This is a genomic window from Niallia endozanthoxylica (genome assembly GCF_008710145.1).
Taxonomy (GTDB): Bacteria; Bacillota; Bacilli; order Bacillales; family Cytobacillaceae; genus Bacillus_BD; species Bacillus_BD endozanthoxylica.
In genome coordinates this window covers 27,909-40,742 of record NZ_VYKL01000015.1, presented here as the reverse complement: position 1 = coordinate 40,742, position 12,834 = coordinate 27,909, and the positions used below count along the sequence as shown (strand labels likewise).

Below are 12,834 nucleotides of genomic sequence, written 5' to 3'. Positions count from 1 at the left end.
AAGTGATACCATAATTAGGCTCACTTGTGCATTCTTAATTTTGCTATAATAAAAGAATGCGAGAAGAGAGAAATAGAGGTGAAGCGGATTGAAATTTATTCATACAGCTGATTGGCATTTAGGGAAATTGGTACACGGAATTTATATGACAGAAGACCAACGTTTTATATTGAACCAATTCGTTAGTCTAGTAGAAGAAGAAAAACCGGATGCGGTTGTTATTGCAGGAGATCTGTATGATCGTTCAGTTCCTCCGACAGAAGCAGTTGAGTTATTAGATGAGGTTTTATTTAAAATAAATGTTGAATTAAACATTCCGGTTGTCGCGATATCGGGTAATCATGATAGTGCAGAGCGTCTTTCATTCGGTAGTTCATGGTATCGTAACAGCCAATTTTATTTAGCCGGAAAGCTTTCGAAAGAGCTTCTTCCAGTATCAATTAAGGGGGTTAATTTTTACTTAGTTCCTTACGCAGAACCAGGGATTGTGCGGCAATTATTTGATGATGATACGATTCATACTCATCAGGATGCGATGAAAACAATAATTGATCAAATCGAAAAAAACATAAATAGTCATGAACCAAATGTGTTTGTCGGCCATGCCTTTGTATTAGGAGGGGCAACAAGTGATTCTGAAAGAACTCTGTCAGTTGGCGGTTCAGGCTGTGTGTCTGTTGATCTTTTTGAACCATTTTCCTATACAGCACTTGGGCATTTGCATAGTCCGGATGCAATCAAACATCAATCAGTCAAGTATTCAGGGTCGTTAATGAAATATTCATTTTCAGAAGCTAAACAAAAAAAATCTGTCTCAATTATTGAAATAGATGAAAAGGGTCAGTTTGATATAAGGTATCGTTCTTTATCTCCGAGAAATGATATGCGTGAATTAGAAGGTACTCTTGAACAACTCTTAGATCCAGGGGTTTATCAGCATGAAAAGGTCGATGATTATTTAAAAGTAACTTTGCTTGATGAAGGGGCATTGCTTGATCCAATCGGAAAACTGCGCCAAGTCTATCCGAATGTCCTCCATCTTGAGAGAAAAATTCACTTAACCGATCAGAAGAAAAAACACCAGCTTGAAATAATAAAGGAACACAAAAAGTCTGAGCTTGAGTTATTTGAAAAATTCTATAAAGATATAACTACACTTGAGTTTACTGAAGACAAGCGCAAGGTTATAAGTGAGGTCATTGGAAAGGTGTTAAAGGAAGAGGTGGCAAAATGAGACCGTTAAAAATAACGATGCAGGCATTTGGCCCATACGCTGCTAAAGAGGAAATTGATTTCACTAAGCTCGGGTCACGGACCATGTTTGTGATTTCAGGGAAAACAGGTGCTGGGAAAACGACTATTTTTGATGGAATCAGCTATGCTATTTATGGTAAAGCAAGCGGAGAGGATCGGAATGGGACGGATCTCCGCAGCCAATTTGCCAGTTCGGATCTTTTAACAGAAGTAGAACTCGAGTTTAGTCTGCGTAACAAGATATACTTAATAAGAAGGTCGCCACAGCAGGAAAAGAAAAAAGACCGCGGGGAAGGTTATACAACGATTGGGGCAAAGGCAGAACTATATGTAGCGGATGAAACGGGGAAATTCCAGATACTTGCTTCAAATGTTCGTGATGTTGATGTGAAAATAAAAGAAATCATGCTGATAGACAGTAATCAATTCCGGCAGATTCTCATGATTCCACAAGGCGAATTCCGTAAGCTGTTGACATCTGATAGTAAAGAAAAAGAAACGATACTTCAACGCCTATTTCATACTGAAATTTATAAAAAGGTTGAAGATAAGCTTAAAGAAGAAGCGTTAGAGCTGAAAAACGCTGTTGAAAGCCAAAAAAATGAACGAAATCAAACGCTGGGCCGTATTCAGGCTTTTTTACATGAAGAGCTTAGAACTGCACTTCTTGAGGATCGCCATAATGATGTAAAAATTCTTCCCTTATTGAAGGAAGAAATAGAATTGTTAAATAGTGAACTAACTAGGCTGACTAACGAAACACAAATAAAGGAAGCTGAAAAGGATAAGATACAGCAGCAGTTGTTTGAAGGTGAAGCCATCATGAAACAACTGCAGGCTCGTAAAGAACTAAAGAAAAGAAAACTTGAGCTTGAAGATCAAAAGCAGGCTGTTGAAGGGAAAGAAAATCTTATTACCTTAGCTCAAAAAGCGGCAGTGCTGACAAATCAGGAAGAATTATGCCATCGTTTAAAGCGTGAGCTTGACGGCGCAAAAGCAAATCAAGAATCCATTCTGGCAAAAAAAGAAGAATTAACAAGCTCATATACTGAGTGGGAAATAAGGTTAAAGCAAGAGAAAGAAAAAGAGACTGAACGCCAAGACCACTTAGAGACAGTTAATCGATTAAAGCAAATGGAAGAGGAGGTCCGCTCGCTTTCTTTGTTCAGTCAGGAAGTAGATCGTCTTGATAAACAACTGCAGGAGGTATCTTTTTCTAAGAAGAGCAGCGAAGAGCGAATCAAAGCAATGGAACAGGCTGTTCAAGCAATACAGGCAGAAAAAAAGCAGCTGGATGAAGAGCAAATGACGTACTTTGAAAATGAACGAAAAATGGACAAGCTTGAGCATGTATACGAACAAATCGTGAAATGCGAACAGCAGTATAACAGGTATCTTCAAGCTCAACGTGATTGCCAGCATAAGGCAGGTCTATTCGAGAGTACTCATTCCCGTTATGAGGATTCTATGGTCCTTGTCCAGGAGCTGGAGCAAAAATGGCTACATGGTCAAGCTGCTATTTTAGCGAATAAACTGCAAAATGGTGAAGAATGTCCTGTTTGCGGATCAACGAACCATCCGAACCTGGCTCTTAATACTAAAGGGGACATTCCATCTGAAGAGGACTTAAAAGTGGCTAAGCAGCAGAGGACTGAAGCGGAAGCAGAAAAGCGTCAGGCTGAATCATCCCTTATTAAAGCCCAAGCAGCTGAAAAGACATTAGAAGAAAGCGTAAAAGAACTATTAAAGAGTATTGCAAACGAACGTGGTGAATTCTCGGTAAACGAATTGGATTTGGTAAAGAACACCGTGGGGGATGAAATACTACAGCTTCGGGTAAGACAGGAGCAGTTGCAGAAGCAAAAGAAAAGATTGGAAATAATCGGGAACCAGTTAGAAAAGTACGAGCAGGAAATAAAACAAACAAATGATTATCTCGCAAGTATAATCGAAAAAATGAATCGCCTAACCATCCAATTTACAGAAAAAAATACTGTCCTTTCACAAATGAAGGATAAAATTCCGCAACAATTACAAACCATCCCTGCGTTTGAAACTGAGCTGCAAAGGGTTGTACAACAGTATGAAGAGTTAATGAAACGATATGAACACGTACAGCTAAACTACCAGAGGACAAACGAAATGCTTCTTTCCGAAACAGCCCGCTTTGAGGAAGCAGAAAAACAAACAGCTCAAGCAGAGCAAAAGTTGAAAGTTGAACGTGAAAAGTTTAAGTTGAAATTGGAGGAACAAGGTTTTATAGGGTACACTGCTTATGAGAAAGCGAAGAAAAGCGAGCAAGAAATCATGCAGCTGCAGCAGGAGGTTCGTTTCTACCATGAAGAATTCCGCTCAGTAAAAGATCGATATGAAGAATTGGACAAAGTACTCTCTGACATAAAAGAACCTGATCTCGCTGAGTTGAACGCCGCATTTGAAATGATTAAGAGCGAGATTCTAGCCATACAAAATCGTTATAATCAGCTGTTTGTAAGAAAAGCAGAAGATGAGCATATCGCAGAAAAAGTTGAAATGATTAACGATGGTATAAAATCTCTCGAAGAAAAGTACGAATTAATTGGTCATCTATATGAGATGGCGAAGGGACAAAATAATCAGCGGATTACATTTGAACGATATGTTTTGGCGGCATTTCTTGACGATATTCTGCGTGAAGCAAATGAACGTCTTAAGAAAATGACAAGCGGGCGCTATGAGCTGAATCGTAAAACGGATCGTTCCAAAGGAAATGTTCAAAGCGGCTTGGAATTACTTGTTTTTGACCAATATACAGGCCAAGAGCGTCATGTCAAAACACTTTCTGGCGGTGAAAGCTTTAAGGCTTCTCTTTCATTGGCATTAGGGCTGGCAGATATTGTTCAGCAGTATGCCGGCGGTGTGTCACTGGAAACCATGTTTATTGATGAAGGGTTCGGAACTCTTGACCCAGAATCATTAGATCAATCGATTGAAGCCCTTATTGATATCCAATCAAGCGGCCGTCTTGTTGGCATTATTTCGCATGTGCCTGAGTTAAAGGAACGAATAGATGCCAGACTTGAAGTGATGGCAACAAAAAGCGGGAGCACAACAGAATTCCACTTTTTAAATGGCTGATGATTATGCATACAAGGGTTGTTTTTCATCCTTGTATGCTTTTTTTGTTTGAAATATCAAAGCAGGAAAGGAATATTTGGTGTTAAGGTTCCTCAGAACGTTAGGATAGGTTTTCAATTAGGTCAACATGTTATAATAATAAAAACGCAAATAAAAGCAGGTGGCTTCAGGTGAATAAACGGTATTTTACAATTGGTATGGCTGGACATATTGATCATGGAAAAACAACGCTTACGAAGGCATTGACAAATGTAGATACAGATCGGTTAAAGGAAGAAAAGGAACGGAATATTTCGATTGAGCTTGGTTTTGCACCATTATATGAGGATGATGAAATTCAAATTTCAGTTGTCGATGTACCAGGTCATGAACGATTTATCAGGCAAATGATTGCCGGTGTTGCCGGTATTGATTTGGTTGTTCTAGTTGTGGCCGCAGATGAGGGTGTCATGCCTCAAACAAGGGAGCATCTTGAAATTTTAAAGTTTCTTGGCGTAAAAACGGGTATTATTGCTATTACAAAGATTGACAGAGTAGATGAAGAACTAATTGAAATAGTCAAAGAAGAAATATTTGATGAATTAAAAAGTACGGTTTTTGAAAATGCCCCGTATGTTCTCGTGGATAGCGTTTCACATAAGGGAGTGGAAGAATTAAAGTCGCAAATCATTGTCACCTTAAAAGAACAGGAAATGCGTGATATTCGCGGTGCTTTCCGGCTGCCTATCGATCAGGTTTTTACCGTTAAAGGACAAGGAACGGTCGTAAGGGGAACGGTCTACGAAGGAGCTGTTTCAGAAGGCCAAGTATTAACTATATTGCCAAAAGGTCTGTCGGTACGGGTTAGGCAAATTCAAGTCCATCATCAACTTGTTCAGAATGTATTTGCCGGGCAAAGAGCAGCACTCAATCTTTCAGGTGTAACAAAAGAAGAGTTGGAACGAGGAGATGTTCTTGTTTCTTCAGAGCATTTTATTGTCACGAAAACAATTGATGTTGCGATGCAAGTTGTTAGTGATTTAGATTATATTGTGAAACAGCGGATGCCGATAAAATGCCACATTGGCACAGCGGAAGTAATGGGGAGAATTGTCTTTTTTGACCGTAATTCAATTGAAACGGAAAATGACGAGGTACTTTGCCAACTAAGGCTTGATGAAGAAATTGTCACGAAGCGTGGTGACCGTTTTATTCTAAGAAGGCCGACACCAAAGGAAACAATCGGCGGCGGCTGGGTGATTGAACCGCGTGGTGAAAAATATAAATTTGGTTATCGTACGATTGAGCAAATGGAGCAGAAAAAAATTGGTACAGCAAAGGAAAGGATCACGGCGGCCCTTGTTGAAGGGAAATGTCTGGCCTTATCAGAATTGATCACAATGACTTCTCTGTCTGAAGAATCCATCTTAACCGAGTTAACCGGTGAGGAGTTTGTTCTGATCTCAAAGAAGGAATATACTCTGCAATCGATTATTGAAACGCTCTTAGAAGAATTCATCGACAAGATTTCCTATTATCATTCACAGTATCCAATGAAGACTGGGGTGAATAAAGCAGAGCTTTTCCATCCATTACAAAAGGAATTCCCAAAAGCATTGTTAGAATATGTACTAGATTCCGGGGTAAAAAGAAACCAATTGCTGAAAAAAGGGCAATTTGTTTCTTTATCTACATTTATTCCTCATGTTCCAAAAAACTGGCAGAAGCGAACAGAAAATGTGCTAGTAAAGATGCAACAAGATAAATATCAAGTTTATTATGTAATCGATTATTTTAAAAATGAGGGTATTCCTGATTATTTGATCAATGATATTAAGCATTTTCTTGAAGAAGAAGGAAAAATCGTTTCTCTTGATGAACAGTATTACTGGCATGGGGATATTTTTAAGGTTGCGGTACAAAGGCTGAAAACGGAAACAAAATCCGAATTTGATATTGGAGAAGCAAAGCAAATTCTTGGACTGTCAAGAAAGCTAATGATTCCATTCCTCGAAAAGCTTGATCAGCTTCGATTAACAAAAAGAGCGGACAATAAACGAGTTTGGATATAGTGGTAAAAAGGAAAAAGCCGGTCTGCCGGCTTTTTTTATTAAAGTATCATTTCAGACTGTACATAATAGTATAGCAGCTGGGCTGTCTGTTCGAGTGCTTGTTGATGTGTTCGTTCAAACGCATGGGAAGAATCAATTCCAGGTCCTATTAAACCATGAATAATATCATGTCCTGCACGGAGGGCTGCTGAGGCATCCGAACCATAGAACGGATAGATGTCGAGTTTGTATTGGATTCCATTTTCCTGTGCAAGTTTGACAAGTCGTTTTCTTAGCTCATAATGATACGGCCCGCTAGCATCCTTAGTACAAATAGACACTGTATATTCATCTGTTGATTGTCCATCGCCCATTGCCCCCATATCAACGGCTAAAAATTCAACGGTTTCAGGAGTGATATTTGAATTCCCGCCGTAGCCGATTTCTTCATTATTTGAAATAAGGATATGAGTTGTATAGGGCAATGTGATATTTTCCGTTTGAATTCTTTTCAGCAGCTGCAAAAGAATCGCAACACTGGCTTTATCATCTAAATGTCTTGACTTAATAAATCCAGATGGGGTCATTTCAACACGAGGGTCGAAAGAAACAAAATCTCCTACTTCGATGCCCAGTGCACGAACATCTTCAGCAGAATGCACCTTTTCATCGATTCTAATCTCCATATTTTCCTGATTTCTTTCTTTTTTATCAGCATCCTTATAGACGTGGACAGATGTTTGGTGCATGAGAATCGTACCGGAGTATTTGAAGCCGGAAGACGTTTCAATTGTACAATATTCTCCTTCAATGGAGTTGAATTTAAAGCCCCCAATCAAATCGAGCTTTAAGCGGCCATCACCTTTAATTTCTTTGACCATCGCCCCAAGGGTATCCACGTGAGCGGTCAGCATCCGATGATGAAGTGAATCACGCCCTTTTAATGTGGCAATCAGTCCGCCTTTTCGGTTTCGTTTTGATTCAATTTTCAGTTCTTTTAAATAATCCTCGATAAAAGAAATGATTTCGTAAGTATTTCCTGATGGACTTGGAATCCTTAGAAGGTCTTCTAATAGTTTCATTGTCTCACTATGATTTTGTATGGACAAAAATAATCTCTCCTTTCTATATAACAGACTTTCGTAATAAGTATACCTCTAATTGCAAAAGTTAATAAGAATCACCTTGCTGGAGTTCGGAAAGTCAGATAAATGAACAAAGAAACCGACTAATTACGTTTACATTTGATAGTATAGGGTAAGACCTTTATAATTTGAGTGATGTTAGTAGAAAATAACATTTATACTGAAAATTGAATATAAAGGGGAATGTAGGAATGAGTAATTGTAAATTAGATCACAGCAGGGAAGATGTAAAGAATAAATATGAATCACAACGCTTGTTTTTACCGGAAGAAATAAATACAAGATTCGCCGGCTTTTTTTCGGGAGAGCCAACCCAAGCGGAGCTAAATGAAATGTTTCATTTGCTAAAAAAATACGATCTATCATCTGAAGAAGAACAACAAGAGAGAAACAAGCAAATTCTTCTGTTATTAAAATAGGTATAACCGGTGACGCTTGTTTTGTAGGAGTGGTCTTATGAATAATGAAGAAGAGAAGGAAATTCGCCAGGAAAAAGAGCGGATTGATCAGATGATTGTTGAAATCGATCATGCAATAAAGAAACTGCACAATCGAGGCAGTGATGTCAAATCAGATGCTCTTGAGCTTAGAAAAACATTTTGGCAGGATGTAACAGTTAACCTGGATGAACCTGATGATGTTATCGAAACCTTTACAAGTATAAAGCAGCAAGCAGAGCTATTATCAGAACGGGAACGCAGTCATGGTCAGATTCATAAGCGTTTAAAGACATTAGCCCGATTAAAGGATTCTCCTTATTTTGGCCGGATTGATTTTAAAGAAGAGGGAGAAGAGGTTGAATCTGTTTATTTAGGGATTGCCTCTTTCATGGATCGAAATGAGGAACACTTTCTTATTTATGATTGGCGCGCACCGATATCAAGTCTTTATTATGATTTTCCTCCAGGTCCTGCCTCTTATGTAACACCTGAGGGGATGATATCCGGTGAAATGACCTTAAAACGGCAGTTTATTATCAGGAACGGCAAAATGATATCTATGTTTGATACTGGCATCACAATAGGAGATGAACTGCTTCAGGAAGTGCTCGGTTCTAATGCAACCACACAAATGAAAAGCATTGTGGCAACCATTCAAAAAGAACAGAATCGGATTATCCGCAATGAAAAAAGCAAATTACTTGTTGTACAGGGTGTTGCAGGAAGCGGGAAAACATCTGCAGCCCTGCAGCGGGTTGCTTATTTGCTGTACCGTTACCGTGAAACGCTTGCCTCTGAAAATATCATGCTATTTTCGCCGAATCCCTTGTTTAACAGCTATGTGTCAACCGTGCTTCCCGAACTGGGTGAAGAAAATATGAAGCAGACAACTTTTCAAGAATATTTGGACAGTCAATTAGGCTCTCATTACAGGGTGGAAGATTCATTTTCACAACTGGAATTTTTACTTAATGAAGAATCATCTGCGTATTATCATACGAGAATGGCAAGCATTCGTTTTAAGGGCAGTCTTTCATTTAAAGATTATATTGATTCGTTTCTTGATTCGATTCATCTTGGGGGGCTTTACTTTAAAAATATCTTTTTCCGCGGCAGGGTGATTGTTTCCAAAATGGATATTCTGGATCAGTTTTATCAGCTGGATATGAAGATGTCAATTGCTAATCGGATACAAATCGTTCAGGATTGGATTATAAAATGCTTAAGGACGCAGGCGAAAAAAGAACAAAAAAAGAGCTGGGTAGAAGAGGAAATCCAACTTTTAGAGAAGGAGGATTATTTAGCAGCTTTCAATGCTTATAAGAAAAAACATCGATACAAAAAAGATACGTTTAATGATTTTGAAGAGGAAAAGAAATTTCTTGTTAAACAAGTGGTAAATCGTGAAATGAAGCCGCTCATCCGCAGTGTAAAACAGCTTCGATTTATTGATATGAAAAAGATTTATCAGCAGATATTTACTGAGCAGATTCCTTTTACTCAAGAGCTGCCAGCTGAGTGGGAGCAAATTTGTCAAATTTCGATAACAGCCCTTCAAAAAAATATTCTTAGTTATGAGGATGCGACTCCATTTTTGTATTTAAAAGAACGGATTGAAGGGAAAAAGGTGAACTTAAGTATTCGTCATGTTTTTATTGATGAAGCACAGGATTATTCACCCTTTCAATTTGCTTATTTAAAGGAATTGTTTCCTTATAGTAAAATGACTTTGCTAGGGGATATGAACCAAGCCATTTTTCTTCATTCCAAGGATATGGTGAATATCTTTCAAGAGGATCCTGATTCAGAGAAAGAAACGATTGTTTTGACTAAAAGTTATCGTTCTACAAAACAAATTGTGGAATTTACGAGAGGTCTCGTCCTTGACGGAGATAAAATTGAGCCGTTTAACCGTGAAGGAAGAAAACCGACATTAACCATCGTATCTGATGAACAGGATTTAAAGTGGAAAGTTCTTGAGCGTATTCACAAATTGCGTCATAGAGGCTATCAAACGATTGCTGTTATTGGTAAAAATGCAAATGAAGCAAAGCAGGCCTTTTTAGCATTAGCCGACCAGATTGATGGATATCTAATGGAAAAGGGCTCCATCCATTATGAAAAAGGGCTTGTGTTTATTCCAGCTTATTTAGCAAAAGGGATCGAGTTTGATGCTGTTATTATGTATAATGCGTCCCAGAAAAATTATGGAAGGGAAATGGAACGCGAATTATTTTATACCTCTTGTACGAGAGCCATGCATGAGTTACATTTATATTCGCTTGGTACAGAGAGTATGTTTATTTCAAGACAGCCGGAAACCACTTATGATGTGTTAGAAAATTATGAAAATATGAAGCTGCAGGAAAGAAAGTTGTAGAAACATAAAAAAGGAAAGCCGCATGTAAACCTATGTGGCTTTCCTTTTTTATACATAATGGAGAATTTCTTTATTTTGCTGCTTTTCGGGCTGCTTCTGATAGCAAATCAGCAATCAAAACAAGAATACAGTAGCACAAGAGCAGCAGTGAAACATCCGTATAATGAAAGAAGCTCAGACTCATTTTAAATTGCTGACCCAAGCCGCCGGCACCAACAAAGCCAACAACAATCGTTGTCCGCATGATAACCTCCCAGCGGTATAATATATACATTAAAAATTTAGGCATCACTGCTGGCAGCACACCATATAAAAGCATTTGACTTTTCGACGCGCCGCATGAGGCAAGATTTCGCACTGGCCGCTCATCTAAATCTTCAATCACCTCTGCACACAGCTTCCCTAAAATGCCAAAGTTATGAAGCGCGAGTGCAATGGCACCAGGTAAAATCCCAGGTTTTAATATAAAGATAATAATCATGGCCCAAACGAGTTCTGGGATTGCACGGCTGAAAATATACAAAATGCGTATGAAGCCAAACAATAGCCAAGCGTACCATTTCCTAATTAATGTAAGGGAACCGTCAGCAATATTTCTTGCAGCTGGGATTACGGTTAAAAACATAGCAATTGTTGAGATTCCTATTGCCAAGACGCTCATTCTTAACGTTTCATAGGTAAGCTTGAGCGCTTCTTTCCAAGCTTCGAGTTGTAAAAAAGCAGGCGTGTTCTCTGCCCCTATTCCGAATAAACCGGCAAAAAACTTCTGTGCATAAAAGGCATTTTTTTCGGAGAATAAATCTTTTAGACTTGCCTGCTCATAAGAAAAAATAAACCACCATGATGAAATAAGCAATAGGATGGTAAAGAAAAAAGAAAAGCTGACAAAGGTGAAGCCTTTTTTGGCTTCGTGAATTCCTTTTCGAACATGGACACTCCAGCTATCGACAAGCACGACAATCCCGATTAAAAAGAAGAGAAATGTCCATACTTCATCATATTTTAAGTCATTTAAAGATAATTGGATTTGAAATCCAAGACCACCTAAACCGACAAAGCTCATAATGGCTGATGAGCGGATGGCACATTCAAAACGGTACATCGTATAGCTAATAATATTTGCACGAACGAGAGGAAAATATCCATAGAGAAGACATTGAAGTTTAGAAGCACCGGATGCCCGGAGTGCCTGAATCGGTTCTTCTGGAATATCGTTCAGCATATCAGCTAGTATGCGACCTAATATCCCGCCATACGGAATGCCTAAAGCTAAAATGGCAGAAAGGGGAGAAAGGCCGAACATAGCGACAAAGATCAAGGCCCAAACAAGTTCGTGGATGGCTCTCAAAAACCCTAGAATACCACGGAAAACCCATTTGAAAACAAGCTTTGGCCCGGTGTGATCAAACATGATCCCTGAGGCAAAAATTCCAAAGAAAAAAGCAATAACGATGGCTAAGGTCATCCCGCAAACAGCATAAGCCAATGTAATCCATGTAGATTCGAGTGCTAATTGAATAATCGTTGGAGATAGATTTGGGTTGAAGAGAGCTAAAGCGACTTGCTGAATCGTAGCTAAGCCTCCAGAGTGGACCAAATCCTCACTCCACTTCACAGCGAATAAGCTCCAAATAAAAATCGCCGCTAAAAAAAACGATAAGATGTTTTTTCGCTGCAATTGGAGCGTATACTTAAGATTCATCATGATCTGACTGCTCCTTAAGCTGATAAAGATGGGCTAATAAGCTATCACTTACTTCATGGACAGGTAAATCAAAAAAAACTTGACCGTTCTTTATGGCAATAATTCTTGTAAAATACTTCCTAGCGTATTCTACGGAATGAAGACTGGTAACTAATGTTTGATTTTCCTCTTTGACAAGTGTTGTCAGCATTGAAAGAATGTCTTCCGCACGTGCAGGGTCTAAGGAAGCGACGGGTTCATCTGCTAAGATAATTTCTGGTTTTTGCAGGAGGAGGCGGGCTAATGCCACACGCTGCTGTTCACCGCCGGATAATTTTGCCGTTTGTTCGAGTTTCTTATCAGAAAGGCCGACTCTTTCTAACGCTTTTAGGGCAGCCTCTTTTTCCTGAGGGAGAAGAAGTGACAACAATGATTTAAACAATCCCCAGTCTGCGAGTCTGCCTGCTAACACATTATGAATAACAGAAAGCTGTCCGACAAGATCGAATTGCTGTCTAATGATGCCAATTTTTTTAGCCAATAACTTGCGATTGGTTAGTTTTTCAAAAGGGATTCCAGTAATGGTCAAGAATCCTTCATCAGGTTTGACGATTGTAGCAAGGGTATTTAGCAGGGTTGTTTTACCTGCGCCGCTTGGTCCAATCAAGGCGACTAATTCTCCTTTATTGATAGAAAAAGAAAGGGAAGATAACGCTATCTTCCGCTCATAGTATTTCGATATGTTTTTTACTGTAATCATTTCTGTTGATGACGACAACATCTT

8 protein-coding genes are annotated in these 12,834 nt (G+C 38.9%); 5 read left to right on the top strand and 3 right to left on the bottom strand.

Features of this window, described 5'->3' with window-relative positions; all coding sequences use genetic code 11:
• Nucleotides 1-88: 88 nt before the first annotated feature.
• From F4V44_RS07320 to selB, 3 genes are all read left to right on the top strand, one after another.
• Complete coding sequence (locus F4V44_RS07320; protein ID WP_150439351.1) at nt 89-1,234, top strand: exonuclease SbcCD subunit D; 1,146 nt, start codon at nt 89-91, stop codon at nt 1,232-1,234.
• Nucleotides 1,231-4,371, top strand: a complete 3,141-nt coding sequence (locus tag F4V44_RS07315) for an AAA family ATPase (RefSeq protein WP_150439350.1) — start codon at nt 1,231-1,233, stop codon at nt 4,369-4,371. The genes F4V44_RS07320 and F4V44_RS07315 overlap by 4 nt, the downstream gene beginning before the upstream one ends.
• Nucleotides 4,372-4,541: 170 nt before the next feature.
• Complete coding sequence (selB, locus tag F4V44_RS07310; RefSeq protein ID WP_150439349.1) at nt 4,542-6,422, top strand: selenocysteine-specific translation elongation factor; 1,881 nt, start codon at nt 4,542-4,544, stop codon at nt 6,420-6,422.
• 38 nt (nt 6,423-6,460) lie between these two features.
• On the opposite strand, the gene F4V44_RS07305 is transcribed toward selB, so the two are convergent.
• On the bottom strand, nt 6,461-7,483 hold the full coding sequence (locus F4V44_RS07305) for a M42 family metallopeptidase (protein WP_150440081.1): 1,023 nt from the start codon (nt 7,481-7,483) through the stop codon (nt 6,461-6,463).
• Between the two features lie 254 nt (nt 7,484-7,737).
• Here F4V44_RS07305 and F4V44_RS07300 point away from each other — a divergent pair, with 254 nt between their 5' ends.
• Entirely contained in the window at nt 7,738-7,965 is a 228-nt protein-coding gene (locus tag F4V44_RS07300) for a group-specific protein (RefSeq protein WP_150439348.1), read from the top strand.
• A gap of 37 nt (nt 7,966-8,002) precedes the next feature.
• A complete protein-coding gene (gene helD / locus F4V44_RS07295) occupies nt 8,003-10,366 on the top strand; it encodes an RNA polymerase recycling motor HelD (RefSeq protein ID WP_150439347.1) in 2,364 nt (787 codons plus the stop codon).
• A 70-nt stretch (nt 10,367-10,436) separates the two neighbouring features.
• On the opposite strand, the gene F4V44_RS07290 is transcribed toward helD, so the two are convergent.
• Together F4V44_RS07290 and F4V44_RS07285 are read right to left on the bottom strand one after the other, a co-directional pair.
• Nucleotides 10,437-12,071, bottom strand: a complete 1,635-nt coding sequence (locus F4V44_RS07290) for a PhnE/PtxC family ABC transporter permease (protein ID WP_150439346.1) — start codon at nt 12,069-12,071, stop codon at nt 10,437-10,439.
• A complete protein-coding gene (locus tag F4V44_RS07285; protein ID WP_150439345.1) occupies nt 12,058-12,831 on the bottom strand; it encodes a phosphonate ABC transporter ATP-binding protein in 774 nt (257 codons plus the stop codon). Before F4V44_RS07285 ends, F4V44_RS07290 begins: the two co-directional genes overlap by 14 nt.
• Nucleotides 12,832-12,834 lie beyond the last annotated feature (3 nt).